Source organism: Micromonospora sp. NPDC004336 (assembly GCF_053602615.1).
This window is the reverse complement of the sequence record NZ_JBSGDY010000137.1, coordinates 1-17851: the sequence shown is the minus strand read 5'-3', so window position 1 is coordinate 17851 and position 17851 is coordinate 1. Positions and strand designations below refer to the sequence as shown.

The 17851-nt window shown below is 74.2% G+C and carries 15 protein-coding genes and 3 pseudogenes; 11 read left to right on the top strand and 7 right to left on the bottom strand.

Features of this window, described 5'->3' with window-relative positions:
* Window positions 1-122: 122 nt before the first annotated feature.
* From ACWENR_RS23410 to ligD (ACWENR_RS23395), 4 genes are all read right to left on the bottom strand, one after another.
* Complete coding sequence (locus tag ACWENR_RS23410; protein ID WP_452279112.1) at window positions 123-1082, bottom strand: zinc metalloprotease; 960 nt, start codon at window positions 1080-1082, stop codon at window positions 123-125.
* 342 nt (window positions 1083-1424) lie between these two features.
* Window positions 1425-2189 carry a TIGR03089 family protein gene (locus ACWENR_RS23405; RefSeq protein WP_452279111.1) on the bottom strand — a complete coding sequence of 255 codons (765 nt, stop codon included), beginning with the start codon at window positions 2187-2189 and terminating at the stop codon, window positions 1425-1427.
* Between the two features lie 102 nt (window positions 2190-2291).
* Window positions 2292-3206 carry a non-homologous end-joining DNA ligase gene (ligD, locus tag ACWENR_RS23400; RefSeq protein WP_452279110.1) on the bottom strand — a complete coding sequence of 305 codons (915 nt, stop codon included), beginning with the start codon at window positions 3204-3206 and terminating at the stop codon, window positions 2292-2294.
* Window positions 3196-4137: a non-homologous end-joining DNA ligase gene (ligD, locus tag ACWENR_RS23395; protein WP_452279114.1), complete on the bottom strand. Its 942-nt coding sequence runs from the start codon at window positions 4135-4137 to the stop codon at window positions 3196-3198. The genes ligD (ACWENR_RS23400) and ligD (ACWENR_RS23395) overlap by 11 nt, the downstream gene beginning before the upstream one ends.
* Before the next feature lie 86 nt (window positions 4138-4223).
* Here ligD (ACWENR_RS23395) and ku point away from each other — a divergent pair, with 86 nt between their 5' ends.
* From ku to ACWENR_RS23360, 7 genes and pseudogenes are all read left to right on the top strand, one after another.
* Window positions 4224-5237, top strand: a complete 1014-nt coding sequence (gene ku / locus ACWENR_RS23390; protein WP_452279109.1) for a non-homologous end joining protein Ku — start codon at window positions 4224-4226, stop codon at window positions 5235-5237.
* A 119-nt stretch (window positions 5238-5356) separates the two neighbouring features.
* Entirely contained in the window at window positions 5357-5749 is a 393-nt protein-coding gene (locus tag ACWENR_RS23385) for a MerR family transcriptional regulator (RefSeq protein ID WP_452279108.1), read from the top strand.
* On the top strand, window positions 5719-6066 hold the full coding sequence (gene trxA / locus ACWENR_RS23380) for a thioredoxin (protein ID WP_452279107.1): 348 nt from the start codon (window positions 5719-5721) through the stop codon (window positions 6064-6066). Before ACWENR_RS23385 ends, trxA begins: the two co-directional genes overlap by 31 nt.
* Window positions 6067-6250: 184 nt before the next feature.
* Window positions 6251-6929 (top strand): annotated as a pseudogene (locus ACWENR_RS23375) (FKBP-type peptidyl-prolyl cis-trans isomerase).
* A gap of 196 nt (window positions 6930-7125) precedes the next feature.
* The gene (locus ACWENR_RS23370; protein ID WP_452279113.1) at window positions 7126-7950 is read left to right on the top strand and encodes an SCO6745 family protein; all 825 of its coding nucleotides are present in this window, start codon (window positions 7126-7128) and stop codon (window positions 7948-7950) included.
* A gap of 48 nt (window positions 7951-7998) precedes the next feature.
* A complete protein-coding gene (locus tag ACWENR_RS23365) occupies window positions 7999-8652 on the top strand; it encodes an HAD family hydrolase (RefSeq protein WP_452279106.1) in 654 nt (217 codons plus the stop codon).
* A gap of 201 nt (window positions 8653-8853) precedes the next feature.
* Window positions 8854-9870, top strand: coding sequence for an NADPH:quinone reductase (locus ACWENR_RS23360; RefSeq protein WP_452279105.1), 1017 nt, complete (start codon window positions 8854-8856; stop codon window positions 9868-9870).
* A gap of 220 nt (window positions 9871-10090) precedes the next feature.
* On the opposite strand, the gene ACWENR_RS23355 is transcribed toward ACWENR_RS23360, so the two are convergent.
* Complete coding sequence (locus ACWENR_RS23355; protein ID WP_452279104.1) at window positions 10091-11740, bottom strand: fatty acid--CoA ligase; 1650 nt, start codon at window positions 11738-11740, stop codon at window positions 10091-10093.
* Window positions 11741-11823: 83 nt separating this feature from the next.
* On the opposite strand from ACWENR_RS23355, the gene ACWENR_RS23350 reads away from it, so the two are divergent.
* Window positions 11824-12315 (top strand): NUDIX domain-containing protein, encoded by a 492-nt coding sequence (locus tag ACWENR_RS23350; protein ID WP_452279103.1) that lies wholly within the window; start codon window positions 11824-11826, stop codon window positions 12313-12315.
* A gap of 121 nt (window positions 12316-12436) precedes the next feature.
* Here the strand turns inward: ACWENR_RS23350 and ACWENR_RS23345 are convergent, their stop codons facing one another.
* Both ACWENR_RS23345 and ACWENR_RS23340 read right to left on the bottom strand, forming a co-directional pair.
* Window positions 12437-14104 (bottom strand): MDR family MFS transporter, encoded by a 1668-nt coding sequence (locus tag ACWENR_RS23345; RefSeq protein ID WP_452279102.1) that lies wholly within the window; start codon window positions 14102-14104, stop codon window positions 12437-12439.
* 105 nt (window positions 14105-14209) lie between these two features.
* Window positions 14210-14770: a type 1 glutamine amidotransferase domain-containing protein gene (locus tag ACWENR_RS23340; protein WP_452279101.1), complete on the bottom strand. Its 561-nt coding sequence runs from the start codon at window positions 14768-14770 to the stop codon at window positions 14210-14212.
* A 118-nt stretch (window positions 14771-14888) separates the two neighbouring features.
* Here ACWENR_RS23340 and ACWENR_RS23335 point away from each other — a divergent pair.
* The 3 genes and pseudogenes from ACWENR_RS23335 to ACWENR_RS23325 form a co-directional block, all read left to right on the top strand.
* Window positions 14889-15678, top strand: a pseudogene (locus ACWENR_RS23335) (PfkB family carbohydrate kinase); the annotation flags it as partial.
* Between the two features lie 317 nt (window positions 15679-15995).
* Window positions 15996-16889: pseudogene (gene rfaE2, locus ACWENR_RS23330) on the top strand (D-glycero-beta-D-manno-heptose 1-phosphate adenylyltransferase); the annotation flags it as partial.
* On the top strand, window positions 16886-17764 hold the full coding sequence (locus ACWENR_RS23325; protein ID WP_452279100.1) for a glycosyltransferase: 879 nt from the start codon (window positions 16886-16888) through the stop codon (window positions 17762-17764). The pseudogene rfaE2 and the gene ACWENR_RS23325, both read left to right, overlap by 4 nt.
* Window positions 17765-17851 lie beyond the last annotated feature (87 nt).

The following is a 17851-nucleotide window of genomic DNA, read 5'->3' as shown; positions in this document are numbered from 1 at the left end:
GTGTCCATCACCCAGGTGCGGGGGGCGGCGGGGGGGGGGGGGGGTTTGAACGGGCCCCACATGCGGTGGGGTGGGCGGGGCGGGCCGGGGGGCCCCCCCCCACCCCTTTCGGGTACGGCTGGTCAGCCGTTGCCGCCGGCGCGGAACGCCACCCAGGCGTCGCTCATCCGGTCGGCCTGACCCGGCGTGAACATGTTCATGCAGGAGTCCTGCGTGTAGTCCATGAAGTTGTGGATCGGGTCGAGCCCGGGAGCGGTGCAGGTGTCCGCGCCCACCGGGCAGTTGAACTGCGGCGCCGCCTCGCGCGGGGTGTCCGCGACGAAGTCGCCGGCGGCGGAGCAGCCGTGCGCGAAGGTGTGCTCCAGCATCAGCCAGTGCCCGACCTCGTGCGTCAGCGTGTCGCCGAGGGCGTACTTGCCGGCCGTGCCGCCCGGCATCGACTCGTCGAGCATCACCACGCCGTCGATGTAGTCGCGCCCGTTGTTGTAGCCCTTCGGGAAGTACGCCCAGCCGAGCAGGCCGTCGCCGATGTTGGCCGCGTAGACGTTGAGGGTGCGGGAGTCGCCGGTGTGCAGCGCCTTCTTCATGTCCCGCTCGTTCTTGCCCGGCACGACCGTGTACCAGTCGCTGTTCACCGTCCAGGTGGTGTCGACCAGGTCAAAGCGGAACGGGGTGTCGGAGGCGTCCGCCGCCGTGCGGCCGGCGAACGAGTCGTTGAGCACCTTCATCTGCGCCGCGATCAGGGTGTTCCACCTGGTCGTCTCCGCCGCGCTGAGCGGGTGGTCGGAGATCATGTGGAAGACCGTCGGCACGGTGACGCTGCCGTCGGCCAGGCGCGGGGCGTCCTTGATGACGCCGTAGGCTTTCGCCTCGTTCTTGGAGTACAGCTCCGGTTCCTGGGCGGTGGCGCCCTCGGCGAGCCGGGCCCCGCCGTGCCCGTCGGCGTCCGGCTCGCACTCGGCGACACCCGGGGAGACGGGCACGGGCGCCGCCGACACCGCGCCGTAGGCGCCACCGGACGCCAGGACCGTCGCGGCGGCGGCGGTGAGGACTGCCAGTCGGAAGATGGGTCTCCTGTGCATCGATGCACCTTTCAGGAGGATGGGGTGCGGGAGTCGACGGGGGTTGCCGCGACCAGGGTCGACGACGTCGTCTCCCCGGTATGAGACCACGTCGACGGCACCGGCGACAGACCTGCGCAAACAGCCGGATCCCCTGTAACGCCAGGGGGTCGGGGAGCGCTGTTGACGCCGCGTCGGGCGAGGTCCGCCCGGGCACGACGCGTGCGCGGGCACGCCGCGCCCCTCGTGGTACGTTCGGCGTCGCTGTGCGCCGAAATGGACAGCACGCTACGGTTCTTCGCCCGACACCTCGGCTGACACCGCCGCCCGCCGCCCGGACCCGCCGACGGGAAGCCGGTCTCGTCAGAGGACCCGGGTGATCTGCTCGGCGGCGATCCGGGCGTCGAGGCGGGCGGGGTCGAGGTTGGCGCAGAGCACCACCGACGCGCCGACGGCCAGCGGCGCCAGCAGCCAGTAGACGGGCTGCTCGTGTTCGGCGACGTCGACCAGCAGCCGGTCGCCCGCCCGCAGGTCGAGCCGGTCCGCCACGGCCAGCGCCACGCTGCCCCACTCGCGGTAGCTCGTGCCGTCGGAGCTGGCCGCGTCGGCGCTGGTCAGGGTGGCGGACGCGGGCAGCGCGTCGGTGTGCCGCCCCACCTCGGCGAGCCAGTCGAGGTAGCCCGGGGGCACCTCCTTCAGCGGGGTGTCGCCCAGCCCGAGGACGTAGCGGTGCCGTGCCTCGGGCACGTCCTCCAGCCAGTCGTCGAGCCGCTTCGCGCTGACGAAGAGGGCGTCGAACGGCTCGTCGTCGCCCGGCGCGACCTGCGGCAGGCCGGCCGTGGCGCGGGGGCGGAACGACACCGCCACCCCGGCCGACCAGGCGCCCAGCAGCACGGCGGCGGTCTGCCAGTGGGCCGGGAGCAGCACCGCCGCCCGGTCGCCGACGCCCAGCCCGCAGCCCTCGCGCAGCAGCCCGGCGGCCCGCGCCGCCCAGCCGCCCAGCTCCGTGGCGGTCAGCTCGACCCGTTCGCCGGTCGCCTCGTCGAGGTACGTCAGCAGCGGGCGGTCCACCTCCGCCGCCCGGTCACCGGCCGGCGACTCCCGAACGAGGGCCTCGGTCATGTTCATCGTCGCGCTCCTCCGCAGGCTGCGCCCACCCTACCGACCCACCCCACCGCAGATCTTGGACAGTTGCCGTCGGGCACGAACGGCAGCTGTCCAAGATCCGGTTCAGCGGGCGGGGAGCTTCGGGCCGCCGTCCAGCAGGGGGGCCAGCAGGTCGCCCTGCTTCTCCACCCGGGTCAGCACCTCGGCGGCCGTGTACGGCTTCGACGAGGGGCGCTTCCCGGCCGCGCCCGCCTCGACCTCGTCCCAGGTCAGCGGGGTGGAGACCGACGGCACCGACTGGGCCCGCAGCGAGTACGGCGACACCGTCGTCTTGGCCGCGTTGTTCTGGCTCCAGTCGATGAAGACCTTCCCCGGCCGCAGGTTCTTCGCCATCTTCGACACGACCAGCTTCGGGTGCGCCCGCTCCAGCTCCTGCGCGATCCGCTTCGCGTAGTCGGAGACGAGGTCGGCGGACTGCGTGCCGGCGATCGGGCAGCAGAGCTGCATGCCCTTCTTGCCCGAGGTCTTCGGATACGAGGAGATGCCGTCGTCGGCGAGCCGGTCCCGCATCAGCAGCGCCACCTGGCAGCACTGGCGCAGCGCGGCCGGCGGCCCCGGGTCCAGGTCGACGACCATCATGTCCGGGTGCTCGCCGATCTTCCACTGCGGCGTGTGCAGCTCCAGCGCGGCGAGGTTGGCCAGCCAGACCAGGGTGGGCAGGTCGTCGGCGACCACGTAGTCGATGGTCTCCCGGCCCTTGCTCGACCCCGGCGCGGGCAGCGTCTCGGTGCGTACCCAGCCGGGGGTGGCGGCCGGAGCGTTCTTCTCGAAGAACGAGCCGCCGGTGACGCCGTTGGGGAAGCGGATCCGGGTCAGCGCCCGGCCGCGCAGGTGCGGCAGGAGCACCGGCGAGACGCGGGTGTAGTAGTCGATCACCTCGCCCTTGGTGAACCCGGCGTCGGGATAGAGCACCTTGTCCAGGTTGGAGACCTCCAGCGAGCGCCCCTCGACCTCGACCCGGAACCGGTCAGCCGGCATCGTCTACCTCCTCGGCGGGCTTGTCCGGCCGCAGCCGGAGCACCCGGGGGAACCGCAGCCGTCCGTCCGGGGTGCGCTGGCCGTACTTCACCTCCACCACGACCCTCGGTTCTACCCAGATCGCGCCCCGCGCATCCTCGCGCGGCACGCCGGCGGCGAACGGCGACGCGCCGGTGCGCAGCGGCTCCAGCTCGCGCAGCAGTTGCCGCTCGATGGCCGCGCCGATGCCGCCGCCGACCCGCCCCCGGTAGACGAGCCGCCCGTCCGGGCCCGGCACCCCCACCAGCAGGCCGCCGATCCTGCGCGCCCCGGGCCGCCAGCCGCCGACCACGAAGTCGCCGGTCACCTCCAGCTTGACCTTCACCCAGTCCGGCGAGCGCACCCCGGGCCGGTAGACCGACCCGACGCGCTTGGCCATCACCCCCTCCAGGCCGTGCTCGCCGGCCGCCTCGTAGGTGGCCAGGCCGTCGGGGAAGACCGGCGACACCGCCCACCGGGCGCCGCCGAGCGCCAGGCCGTCGAGGGCCTCCCGCCGGCGGGCGTACGACCAGCCGGTCAGGTCCTCGCCGTCGAGCCGGAGCAGGTCGAAGATCATGTACGTCACCGGGACGACCGCCGCGAGCCGGGCGGCCTTGTTCCGGTCGCGGACGTGCATCCGCTCGGCCAGCGCGGTGAACGAGGGCTGGCCGCTCTCGCCGATCAGCACCACCTCGCCGTCGAGCAGGGCGTCGCCCACCTGCTCGTGCAGGGTCGCCAGCTCGGGGTACGCGGCGGTGATCTCGACGCCGGAGCGGGCGTAGAGGTGCTGCCGGCCGGCGGAGATGTCGGCGAGCGCGCGGACGCCGTCCCACTTGAACTCGTACGCCCAGCCGGCACCCGCCGGGAGCTGCCCGGTCATCGCGAGCATCGGCTTGAGCGGCGCGCCGGGCACCTCCCGACTGTACTTGCGCACGGAAGCCCTCGCGTGGCCTTCGATCTTTTGGGATCCTGGGCAGTACCGGCGAGAGGAGCACGGGGATGCGGGCCATCTGGAAGGGGGCGGTCTCGTTCGGGCTGGTCTCCATCGGCGTGCGGGTCTACTCGGCCACCGAGGAGAAGGACATCCGCTTCCACCAGGTGCACCGGGAGGACGGCGGCCGGATCCGCTACAAGCGCACCTGCCAGGTCTGCGGCGAGGAGGTCACCTACGACGACATCGCCAAGGGCTACGACATCGGCGGCGGCGAGATGGTGATCCTCACCGACGAGGACTTCGCCGACCTCCCGCTGAGCACCTCGCACGCGATCGACGTGCTGGAGTTCGTCCCCGCCGAGCAGGTCGACCCGATCCTCTACAACAAGGCCTACTTCCTGGAGCCCGAGGGCACCGCCACGAAGCCGTACGTGCTGCTGCGCGACGCGCTCGCCGACTCGGAGCGGGTGGCGATCGTCAAGGTGGCGCTGCGCCAGCGTGAGCAGCTCGCCACGCTGCGGGTACGCGAGGGTGTGCTGCTGCTCAACACGATGCTCTGGCCCGACGAGATCCGGAAGCCCGACTTCGGTTTCCTCGACGAGGACCTGAAGGTCCGCCCGCCGGAGCTGGCCATGGCCAGCTCGCTGATCGACTCGATGGCCGGCGAGTTCGAGCCGGACGCCTTCACCGACGACTACCGGGCGGCCCTCCAGGAGGTCATCGACGCCAAGGTGGAGGGCCGCGAGGTGGTCCAGCCGGAGGAGGTCGAGGAGGCCCCGGCGGCGGCGGTGGACCTGATGGCGGCGCTGAAGGCGTCCGTGGAGCGGGCCAAGGCCGCCCGTGGCGAGGCGCCGGCCGGCGGTGGCGGCGAGCCGACCCCGATCTCGGCGGCCCGGTCGGCGCAGAAGAAGGCGGCCGAGAAGAAGGCGGCCAAGGCCCCGGCGAAGAAGGCCGCCGAGAAGAAGACCGCCCCGAAGAAGACCGCCGCGAAGAAGGCCGCGCCGAAGAAGGCCGAGGGCGAGAAGAAGCCCGCGGCGAAGAAGGCCGCCCCGAAGAAGGCCGCCCGCAAGACCGCCTGACCCGACCCGCCGGCCGACCGCACCTCCGTGTGTCGGCAGGGGCCTCTTCCTCGCGGCCGATGTTGCCTTGACGCCGGTGGCAAGGTCTAGCGTCGGTCGGGTCGGACGAGGGAGGTCGGATGCTGATCGGTGAGCTGGCGGAACGCGCCGGCACGAGCACCCGGGCCCTGCGCTACTACGAGACGCACGGCCTGGTCCGCGCGGCCCGCTCGGCCAACGGCTACCGCGTCTACGACGAGGCGGAGCTGCACGTCGTACGCGAGATCCGGGCCCTGCTCGCGGTGGGCTTCGGGCTCGACGACATCCGCCCGTTCGTCGCCTGCCTCCGGGCCGGCAACGCCGCCGGCCACGTCTGCCCGGACTCGGTGGCGGTGCTGCGGCGCAAGCTGGCCGAGGTGGACGCGGGCATCGACCGGCTCAACACGGTCCGGCAGGAGCTGCGGGACCAGCTCGCCCACGCCATCGCCCACCGGGAGGAAACATGCTCGAAACTGCGCCGGGCGGCGCGCTGACCGCCGTCACCGACGACACCTTCGCCGCCGTGGTGCTGGCCGCCGACCGGCCGGTGGTGGTCGACTTCTGGGCGGACTGGTGCCCGCCGTGCCGGGCGATCTCCCGCAGCCTCGCCGAGCTGGCCGGCGAGTTCGCGGGGCGGATGCGCTTCGCCACCATCGACACGGACGCGAATCCGGACGCCACGCGCGCCTACCAGGTGCTGTCCCTGCCCACCCTGCTGGTCTTCCGGCGCGGCGAGGTCGTCGGCTCGATCGTCGGGGCGCGGCCGAAGCACCACCTGCGGCAGTCCCTGGCCCGGCACCTGGCCGGCTGACCCGCCCCGCGCCGCCCGCCGCTTCGCGGTGGGGCGCGGCGAGCACGCCGGCGGGTCGGCCCTGGTCCGCCCCGCCGGCGTTGCACGCGTGGCCGATGGGGCAGGTGTGGCGAGGGTGGTGCCGAGGCGGCACGGTCGGCGTCCGGGCGGGTACCGTGTGCGTCGGCTTTCCCCCGGCACTCCGATGCCGGCCACCACCTTCGCAGCAGGGAGTCGACGCCGTGAGCGAGCGTACGCAGAACCGAGCCCAGAAGTCGGAGCGGCGGCTGGCCGCCCAGTTGGCGGCGCAGAAGGCCGCCGAGGCGAAGCGTCGCCGGCAGGCATGGGCCGGCGGGCTCGCGGGCGTCGCCGTGGTCGCGGTGCTGATCACCGTCTTCGTGACGATCGGGCGCAACAGCGACGACAAGGACCAGGTCGCCGGCACCCCGTCGGCGTCCGCCACCGCGCCGGGTGCCGAGACGCCCGGCGCCCCGCAGCTCCCGGCGGGCGCGGACCCGGCGCTGGGCAGCAAGCCGACGGTCACCGCCGGTAAGGGTGAGCTGAAGAAGCTCGTCGTCACCCCGCTGATCAAGGGCACCGGGCCGGCCGTGCAGAAGGGCCAGACGATCACCACGAACTACGTCGGCGTGTTCTACGCCGACGGCAAGGAGTTCGACTCCTCGTGGAGCCGCAACGAGCCGGCCTCCTTCCCGATCGGCGTCGGCCGGGTCATCCCGGGCTGGGACCAGGGTCTGGTCGGGGTCACCGTCGGCAGCCGCGTGCAGCTCGACATCCCGACCGAGCTGGCGTACGGCAAGAATCCTCCCGGCGGCCGTCCCGCCGGCCCGCTGCGCTTCGTCGTGGACGTGCTCGCGGCCCAGTGACCCGGCCGGGCGGCCCGGTTCGCCCGGGTTGTCGCGTGCCGGCGATGCAGTAGCCCACAGAGGGCTTCCAGCCCTTCACCCACCGGCAGTAGGTTCGGCGTCACCCCGGGCGGTCCGGCCGGCCGGGGTGACAACCGGACCGGACGCGGAGGTGCACGTGACGGCGCTGGACGACGCGGGGCGGACCGCCCGGGTGATGTGGACCCACTTCGAGCCGGTCCACGCGGTCACCTACTTCCATCCCCGGGCCCGGACCGCCTACGAGGCGGCCGGGCTGCGCGGTTTCTGGCGCGGCTACTTCGCCGGCCGGGCGGCGCCGCTCGGGCCCGTCGACGCCGCCCCGGTGGTCGCCGCGTTCTTCAACTTCGCCCCGCACACCGTGGCGCGGGCGCTGCCGGCCGTCTGGCGGCTCGCCACCCCGCAGGAGGCGCTGCGCGCCCGGCTCACCGGCGCGGTGCAGGCGCTGGCCGAGCTGACCTACGAGCTGCCCGAGTCGCACCTGGTCGAGGCGGCCGAGCTGCTGGAGGCGGCGTCCGCCGAGGTGGAGCCCGCCGGGCGGGTGCTCGGCGCCGCCAACGCCGCCCTGCCGCGCGGCGAATACCCGCTGGCACGGCTCTGGCAGGCCGCCACGACGCTGCGGGAGCACCGCGGCGACGGGCACGTCGCGGCGCTGGTCGCGGCGGATCTCGACCCGGTGGAGACGCTGGCCTGGCGGGTCGCGCTCGGCATGTCCCCGCTGAACCTGCTGGGCCGGGGGTGGGCCGACGAGCAGTGGGCCGCCGCCCGCGCCCGGCTGACGGAGCGGGGCTGGCTGACCGCCGACGGCGAGGCGACGGAGCGGGGCAGGGCCCGGTTCCAGGCGATCGAGGACGCCACCGACGACGCCGCCGCCCGGCCGTGGCGGACGCTGGGCCGGGAGCGCACCGACCGGCTGCGGGAGCTGCTGGAGCCGATCGCCCGCGCCGCCCACGCGCTCATCCCTGACGGCAACCCGATCGGCCTGCCCGCGCTGCAACGCTGACCCGGTCGCCCCCGCCCGCGCCGCCGGCCGGTGGGGCAGGATGGGGTCGTGGCGGATGCGGTGATCTTCGACCTGGACGGCGTGATCGTGGACTCCGAGCCGGTCTGGGAGGAGGTCCGGCGGGCGTACGTGGCGGCGCACGGTGGGACCTGGCAGCCCGACACCCAGCGCCGGCTGATGGGCATGAGCACCGGCGAGTGGGCCCGCTACCTCAGCGGCGAGCTGGGCGTCGACCGCACCGCCGAGCAGGTCGCCGCCGAGGTGGTCGAGGAGATGACCCGGCGGTACGCGGCGCGCGTACCGCTGATCGACGGGGCCGACGAGGTCGTGCGTCGGCTGGCCGGGCGGTGGCCGCTGGGGCTGGCCAGTTCGTCGCCGACCCGGCTGATCGCGGCGGCGCTGGCCGCGACGGGCCTGTCCGACGTGTTCGGCGCGACGCTGTCGACCGAGGAGACCGAGCGGGGCAAGCCGGCGCCGGACGTCTACCTGGCGGTCGCCGCCCGGCTCGGCGTCGATCCGGTGCGCTGCGTCGCCGTGGAAGACTCGTCCAACGGCGTCCGGTCGGCGGCCGCGGCGGGGATGACGGTGGTGGCGGTGCCGCACGGGGCGTACCCGCTGGACCCGGACGCCGAACGGCTCGCGGCGGTGGTGCTGGGGTCGGTGGGCGAGCTGACCCCCGGGACCGTGGACCGGCTCGGCTAGTCGCCCGGCCGAAGCGGTGGCGGCCCGGGGCGGCGACGGCCCGTCCCGGTCGCCGGAACGCCCGCCCCGCCTGCCCGCTCCCTCCCCCCACCTGCCCGGTCGTACGGTTTCCGGCCCCGCCGAAGCCGGCATGAGCCCGGATCCGCCGGGTACGGCAGCCGACGGCGTCCCGAGCCGGGGCCGCCGGGTGAGGAGACGGGGATGAAGGCGATCGTGTACGAGCGCACCGGCGACGCCTCGGTGCTGCGACTGGTCGACCGGCCGGTGCCGGAGCCCGGCCCCGGCGAGGTGCTGGTGCGGGTGGCGGTCTCCGGGGTGAACCCGACGGACTGGAAGTCGCGCCGGCACGGGCCGCTGCCGGACGGCTGGCAGACGCCGGGGCAGGACGGCGCGGGGGTGATCGAGGCGGTCGGCGAGGGCGTCGACCGGGACCTGATCGGCGAGCGGGTGTGGTTGTGGGAGGCCGCCTGGCAGCGCCCGTGGGGCACCGCCGCCGAGTACACGGTGGTGCCGGTCCGGCAGGCGGTGCCCCTCGGCGACGCCTCCTTCGACCTGGGGGCCTGCCTGGGCATCCCCTTCCTCACCGCGCACCGGTGCCTGACCGCCGGGGAGTACACGCCGGACCGGCTGCACGCCGGGGCGCTGAGCGACCACACGGTGCTCGTGCAGGGCGGGGCGGGCGCGGTGGGCAACGCGGCCGTGCAGCTCGCCCGGTGGGCGGACGCCTGCGTGGTCGCCACGGTCAGCAGTGCGGAGAAGGCGCAGCTCGCGGCGGCGGCCGGGGCATCCTTCGTCATCAACTACCGGGAGCAGGACGTCGTCGAGGAGGTCCGCAAGATCGCGCCCGACGGGGTGCACACGATCGTCGAGGTCTCCCCGGCGCGCAACGCCGCCGTCGACGTGCAGTTGCTCCGGCGCGGCGGCGCGGTCTGCGTGTACGCCGACGACGGCGGGGCGGAGGTGACGCTGCCGGTCCGGCCGCTGATGGCGCCGAACGCGCGCTGGCAGTTCGTGCTCGTCTACACCGAGCCGAAGGCGGCTAAGGCCCAGGCGGTGGTGGACGTGTCCGCCGCCGCCGCCCAGGGCGGCATCGGGGTGGGCGAGGAGGCGGGGCTGCCGCTGCACCACCACCCGCTCTCGGCGGCCGCCGCGGCGCACCAGGCCGTGGAGAACTCGGTGGTCGGGAAGGTGCTGCTCACCGCCGGCGGGGACGGGTGACGGTCCCGGCCCGGCGGGTCGACCGCCCGGAACGCCCCTGAGCTGGGCGAATTTCGCCGTCGCCGGGACAGAGGCGAACAACTTTCGCAACAATGACTGTGCGGGTCGCCCCGCAAAGGAGCGGGCGGCCCCGGCGCGGTGCGAACGCCGGGGCCGCCCCTGGGGAGGGAGTCTCAGGAGTGTGTCCCTACCCCAACAGGCGACGGTGCGCCTGAAAACGTTACGGGGCCGTCAGCTCCCGTACATCCAGTTCACCCTCGGCGTACCTCGCGCGCACCACCTTCTTGTCGAACTTGCCGACGCTGGTCTTCGGCACCGCCTCGATGACGGCCCAGCGCTCCGGCAGCTGCCAGCCGGCCACCGACCCGGCCAGGAACTGCCGCAGCTCCTCCGGCGCGGCCCGCTCCCCCTCGCGGAGGACCACGGTGGCCAGCGGCCGCTCACCCCAGCGCTCGTCGGGCACCCCGACCACGCAGGCCTCCAGCACCGCCGGGTGGGCCATCAGGGCGTTCTCCAGCTCGACCGAGGAGATCCACTCGCCGCCGGACTTGATGACGTCCTTCGAGCGGTCGGTCAGGGTGATGTAGCCGTCCGGTGAGAGGGTGCCGACGTCGCCGGTGCGCAGCCAGCCGTCGCGGAACTTCTCCTCGTCCGGGGCGTCGTCGCCGACGTACCGGGCGGTCACCCAGGGCCCGCGCACCTCCAGCTCCCCGACGGACGTCCCGTCGGCCGGCAGCGCCTCGCCCAGCGGGCCGACGATCCGGGCCTCGACCCCGGCCGGCACCCGCCCCTGCGTGTAGCGGTAGCGCCAGGCGTCGTCGCCGCTCGCCCCGGCCGGCGGGCGGGCCACCGAGCCCAGCGGTGACGTCTCGGTCATCCCCCACGCGTGCACGACGTCGATGCCGTGCCGCTCGCCGAACGCGTGCATGAGCGCCGGCGGGCAGGCCGACCCGCCGACGATCACCTCCCGCAGCGATGAGGTGTCCACGTCGTGGCCGTCCAGGTGAGCCAGCAGGTCGTTCCAGATGGTCGGCACCGCGCCGGCCAGCGTGGGCCGCTCGGCGGCGATCATCTCGGCGATCGGCGCGGCCTGGAGGAACCGGTCCGGCATGATCAGCGACGCGCCGGAGACGAAGGCCGCGTAGGGCAGGCCCCAGGACATCGCGTGGAACATCGGCACGATGGCCAGCTCGCGGTCGGTCGGCCCGATGCCGAACGACTCCGGCATGCAGATCTGGAGCGAGTGCAGATAGATCGAACGGTGCGAGTAGGCCACCCCCTTGGGGTGACCGGTGGTCCCGGAGGTGTAGCAGAGGGCGGCGGCGTCGCGCTCGTCCACCTCCGGCCAGTCGTAGACCTCCGGCCGGTCGGCCAGCAGCGCGTCCCAGTGGTGTACGGCGATCCGGTCGCCGGCCGCCGCCAGCAGCGGGGCCGGGTCACCGCCGCCGACCACGACCACGTGCCGCACGGTCGTCAGCTCGCCGAGCACCCGGGCGAGCAGCGGGATCAGCGTCGAGTCGACGAGCACCACCCGGTCCTCGGCGTGGTTGGCGATGTAGGCGAGCTGGTCCGGGAAGAGCCGGATGTTGAGGGTGTGCAGCACGGCGCCCATGCTCGGCACCGCGAAGTAGGCCACGAGGTGCTCGGTGTTGTTCCACATGAAGGTGGCGACCCGTTCGTCGCCGGTGACGCCGCACTCGTCGCGCAGCGCGTGGGCCAGCCGGGCGGCCGTCCGGCCCACCTCGGCGTACGTCATCCGGCGCGGCTCACCGCCGGTCCACGTGACCACCTCGGCCGTGCCGTGCACGGTCGAGCCGTGGGTGAGGATCCGCGCGACCTGGAGGGGGGCGTCCATCATCGTGCTACGCATGGGTAAGAAGTTAGTGTCGGCGGTCACACCTTGGGAACCCTGGAAACTCCGTCCGCCCCCGGCCGGCCCCGTAAATTGTCCGGGTGAGCATCTCCTGGGCCGATTCGTACGTGGGGCAGCTGCGCGCCCTGGCCGGTGACCGGACGCTGATGTTCGTCGGCGCCCGCGCCGTGGTCCGCGACAACGCCGGTCGCGTCCTGCTGATCCAGCGCTCCGACAACCACCAGTGGGCCCTGCCCGCCGGGGCGATGGAACTGGGCGAGTCGATCGCCGACTGCGCGGTCCGCGAGGTGCGCGAGGAGACCGGCCTGCGCGCGCTGCGGGTCAGCGCGTTCGCCCTCTACACCGGCCCGGACCGCACCCACACCAACATGTACGGCCACACCTACCAGATCTTCACGACCGCCTTCCGGGTCGAGGAGTGGGACGGCGTGCTGGCCCGGGCCACCGACGAGACCGTCGACGCCGCCTTCTTCCACCGGGAGCAGTTCCCGGCCCCGCTCTCCGCGAGCGTCCCGGAGACCCTCGCCGACCTCGACGTCTTCGAGCAGACCAACCGGCTGATCCTCAAGTAGCCGGCGCTGATCCTCAGATAGGCGGCGCTGATCCTCAGGTAGCCGGCGCTGGCCCTCGGGTAGACGGCGCCCCGGCCGATCCTCACGGCCGGGCGGCACGCCGCCCGGCCGCGCGGGCGGATCAGAGCATCGTCTGGCTCTTCGCCTCCATCTCGGCGGCGGCCTCGCCCTTCGACTCCTCGGCCAGCGGCTTGCCGCCGGGGGCGGGGGCCTCGCCGCCGAGGCCGTCCGTGCCGCCGGTCGCGCCGCCCGAGCCCGCGCCGCGCAGCTTCTCGTTCGGCAGCGCGAGGGTGACCAGCACCGCCACGATCGCGATCAGCCCGGTGGTCAGGAAGACCAGGTGCAGCGACTCGACGAAGGCCGCCTGGACGGCCGCGCGGACCGGGGCGGGCAGCGCCAGGATGGTCGCCGGGTCGTTGACCGAGACGTCCGCCCCGCCGCTCGCCGCCACCGCGGCCCGCTGCTCCGGCGGCAGCTGCGCGACCGCCCCGGGCAGCCGCCCGGCCAGCTCGGAGGTGAGCCGCGACGACAGCACCGCGCCGAGGATGGCGACGCCGAACGACCCGCCCAGCGAGCGGAAGAACGTCGCGGCCGAGGTGCCGGCGCCCAGGTCCCGCATCGAGACGGCGTTCTGCACGGCCAGGATCAGCGACTGCATGCACAGGCCCAGCCCGACGCCGATCACCACCATGAAGCCGAAGGCCACCCAGAGCGAGGTGCCGACCTCCAGCCGGGTGAACAGCAGCATGCCGACCAGCAGCACCGCCGCGCCGGCCACCGGGAACCACTTGTACCGCCCGATCCGGCTCATCGCCCGGCCGGTGAGCACCGACGTGACGATGATGCCGGCCATCATCGGCAGCATCAGCAGGCCGCTGCGGGTCGGCGAGGCGCCCTTGACGATCTGCAGGTAGAGCGGGATGAAGATGATCGAGCCGAACATCACCAGGCCGAGCACGAAGCCGGCCGAGTTCGCCAGCGCGAAGGTGGCGCTGCGGAACAGCCGCAACGGCAGGATCGGCTCGGCCACCCGGGTCTCCTGGAGCACGAAGAGCACGCCGAGCACCGCGCCCGCGACGAAGAGGCCGACGATCACGCCGGAGCCCCAGGCGTACTCGTTGCCGCCCCAGCTCAGCGCCAGCAGCAGGCAGCTCACCCCGGCGACCAGCAGTGCCGCGCCGAGCCAGTCGATCGCGTGGTCGCGCCGGGTGAACGGGATCAGCCGCAGCACCCGGGAGCAGACCAGGATCGCCAGGATCCCCAGCGGCACGTTGACGTAGAAGATCCACCGCCAGTCGGTCTCGGCGAAGTAGCCGCCGACCAGCGGGCCGGCGACCGAGGAGAGGCCGAAGACCGCGCCGAACAGCCCCTGGTAGCGGCCGCGCTCCCGGGGCGACACCACGTCCGAGATGATGGTGAACGCCAGCGTCATCAGGCCACCGGCGCCGAGACCCTGGATCCCGCGGGTGACGATGAGCTGGGTCATGTCCTGCGACAGGCCGGCCAGCAGCGACCCCAGCAGGAACGTGCCGATCGAGAAGAGGAACACCGGGCGGCGCCCGTACAGGTCGGCCATCTTGCCGTAGAGCGGCGTGGAGGCGGTGGAGGCGAGCAGGTACGCGGTCACCACCCACGAGTAGTGGTTGATCCCGCCCAGCTCGCCGACGATCGTCGGCAGGGCGGTGCCCACGATCGTCTGGTCGAGCGCGGCCAGCAGCATTCCCGTCATCAGGCCGAACATCAGCAGCCGGATCTGCCGCCCGTTGAGCGCCGGGGCTTCCGTGGTCATCCCAGGTCCTTTCCCCGTCCACCCGAAACATGCGCCGGCCGGCGGATCGTCGGCCCGCGTCGTCCGGGAGACCGGCCCAGGGGCGGCCTCCCGGACGACGAGAAGTCACCGGGTCGGGTGCTGCCCCTCGGCGAACTCCTCGACGATCTTCGCGCAGAAGGCCGGCAGATCGTCGGGCTTTCGGCTGCTGACCAGGCCGTTGTCCGTGACGACCTGCTCGTCGACCCAGGTCGCGCCGGCGTTGGTCAGGTCGGTGCGCAGGCTCGGCCAGGACGTCATCCGCCGGCCGCGCACCACGTCGGCCTCGATCAGCGTCCACGGGCCGTGGCAGATCACCCCGACCGGCTTGCCGGCGTCGAAGAACGCCCTGACGAAGCGCACCGCGTCCGGATCGGCCCGCAGGAAGTCCGGGTTCGCCACCCCACCGGGCAGCACCAGCGCGTCGTAGCCGCCGGCGTCCGCGTCGGCCGCCGTCACGTCGACGTCGTACGTCTTGGACTGGTCCAGGTGGTTGAACGACTGGATCGTGCCGGGCCTGAGCGAGACCAGCTCGACCGTGGCGCCGGCCTGCTCCACCGCCTCGCGGGGCTGGACGTACTCGACCTCCTCGACGCCGTCGGCGGCCAGGAACGCGATCCGCCTGCCCTGAAGTGTCGTCGCTGCCATGTCGGTGTCCTCTCCTCTCCGGGGGTACGGTGCGTCCGTTCCCGGGGCCCGGTGCCCGAAACCCTCCGCCGGAGGCCCCTCAGGTTTGACCCCGGTGCCTCGGGGGACCCCGAAGGGCATGGCAGGAGCAGCAGCGGAACAGCGCCGGCTCGCCACGGTGGTGGAGAGCTGGCTGGGGCGACCCGTCCTGGTCATCGGCGACGCCATGCTCGACGACTGGCGGTTCGCCGAGTCGGACCGGCTCTGCCGGGAGGCGCCCGCCCCCGTCCTCACCCTGCGTCGGCGGATCTCCGCGGCCGGCGGGGCGGCGAACACCGCCGTGAACGTCGCCGCGCTCGGCGGCCGGGCGGTGCTGGTGGCGCCCGTCGGCGCCGACGTGGCCGGGGACGAGTTGCACGACTGCCTGGACCGGGCCGGCGTCTGGGACCGTACGGTCAACCAGCCCGGCCGTCCGACGCCGGTGAAGCGGCGCATGCTGGCCGGCAACCAGATCCTGCTCCGGGAGGACTCCGGCGACCCCGACGACGCGCTCGACGACGACGGGGTGGCCCGGCTGCTGACCGCGCTGGACTGCGCCACCGAGGAGCTGCGGGCCGCCGCCGGGGGCGAGGCGCCCACCCTGGTGGTCTGCGACTACGGCCTGGGCGCCCTGCCCGCGCCGGTGCGCGCCTGGCTGGTCGCCCAGCGGGAGCGGTACGCGACGGTGGCGCTGGACGCCCACGACCTGGCCGACTGGCGCGGCCTCGCCCCGACCGTGGTGACCCCGAGCTTCGCCGAGGCGACCCGGCTGCTGGCCCGGGCCGCCGGCACCCGGCCGGCGCACGGCGCCGAACTGCACCTGGACCATCCCGACGGCGACCCGGCCGACGGCCCCTCCGAACTCACCGTGGGCGCGGCCCCGGGCGGTCTCGGCGCGCCGCACGGCGTCCGCGACCTCGACGTCCTGACCGGCGACCGCCCGAACGTGACCGCCGACGCCCCGGCCCTGACCGGCGACCGCCCGGACCTCACCGCCGGCACCCCGGGCCTGACCGGCGACCGCCCGGACCTCACCGCCGGCGGCCCGGGCCTGACCGCCGGCTCCCCGGGTCCGGTCGCCGGCGACGCGGGACCGGTCGCCCGTGGGGCGAGCCCGGTCGGTGCCGGCGTCGGACCGACAGGCGAGCCGACGCCCGGCGAGGGCCGGGTGGCGATGACCGGGGACGGGACAACCGTGACCGGCACCGGCGTCACCGTGAACGCCACGGCCGGCGAGGGCGTCGACCGGGCGGTGCTGGCCGAGTCCCGCCTCGCCGAGCTGCGCGCGCACACCGGCGCGGACGTGGTGGCGGTGACCCTGGACACCGACGGGGCGGTGGTCGGCGGGGCCGACGGCGAGCCCCGGCGCAGCCACAGCACCCCCGTGCCGGCCAGCCACGCCGTCGGGGCGGGGGACGCGTACCTGGCGGCGATGACGCTGGCGCTGGCCGCCGACGCGCCGCTGCCGACCGCCGCCCAGCTGGCCCAGCTCGCCGCGACCATCACCGTCTCGGACACCGGCACCTGCGTGTGCCGCCGGGAGGACCTGCTCGCCGCGCTCGACGTGCCGGCCGGCGGGGCCGGCGACCGGGCGCTGGTGGGCGCCGGCGAGTTGGCCGCGATCGTGGCGGAGCACCGCCGGGCGGGCCGCTCGGTCGTCTTCACCAACGGCTGCTTCGACGTGCTGCACCGCGGCCACGTGCGCTACCTGGAGCAGGCGCGGGCGCTCGGCGACCTGCTGGTGGTGGCGGTCAACTCCGACGGCAGCGTACGCCGCCTCAAGGGCCCGGACCGGCCGGTGAACCCGGTCGAGGACCGGATCGCCCTGCTCGCCGCACTGGCCTGCGTCGACCACGTGGTGGTCTTCGAGGAGGACTCCCCGGCCGGCCTGATCGAGATCGTCCGCCCCGACGTCTACGTCAAGGGCGGCGACTACCCGCCGGAGATGGTCCCGGAGGCGCCGCTGGTGCGCCGGCTCGGCGGGCAGGTCCGCACCCTCGGCTACGTGCCGGACCGGTCCACCTCGGCGATCATCGACCGGATCCGGTCGCACGGCCAGGAGGTCCCGGGTGACTCCCCGCTGACCGGCAAGCCGTCGTGAGCCGCCCGCTGGAACTCGGCACGGCCGAGCGGTTCCGCGCCGAGCGGCTGCTCGACGTGCTGGTCCCGACCCGCAACCGCCCGGCCGAGTTGGCGGTCACGCTGTCGGGGCTGGCCGCCCAGGAGGGCGTGCCCGGCTTCGGGGTGGTGGTCAGCGACCAGTCCGACGGCGACGCCGCGTACCGGCACCCGGCGGCGGCCACCATGGTCCGGGCGCTGCGCCACCGGGGGCACCCGGTGCTGCTGACCCGCCGGCTGCCCCGGCGCGGGCTGGCCGAGCACCGGGCCTACCTGCTGGCCGCCTCCGCCGCCCGGTACGTGCTCTGCCTCGACGACGACGTCTGGCTGGAGCCGGGCACCCTGCGTCGGCTGGTCACCGCCATCGAGGAGCTGGGCTGCGGCTTCGTCGGCAATGCCGTGCACGGGCTGTCGTACGCCGACGACGTCCGGCCGGAGACGCACCGGCACTACGAGGAGTGGACCGGCCGGCCCACGCCGGAGCGGATCCGTCCGGGCACCCCGGAGTGGGACCGGGCGTCGATCCATCCGGCGGCGAACCTGCTGCACGTCACGCGGAAGCTGGACCTGCCGCCGGGCGCGTGGCGGGCGTACAAGGTGTCCTGGGTCGGCGGCTGCGTGCTCTACGACCGGGCGAAGCTCCTCGACTCCGGCGGGTTCGACTTCTGGCGGCGCGTGCAGGAGAAGCACCAGGGCGAGGACGTCGCGGCCCAGCTCGCCGTGCTGGCGCGCCACGGCGGCGCCGGCGTCCTGCCCAGCGGCGCGTACCACCTGGAGTCGCCGACGACGGTCACCGAGCGGGACGTGGAGGCGTGGGAGGTCGTGCTCGCCGACGAGGACGCCCCGCAGCCCGCCTGACAGTGAGGATGTAGGTGGGGTCACCCGGTCTGGTCTGACTCACCGCCTGACCGACGATGCTGTCCTGCTGTGCGATTCGTCGATCGG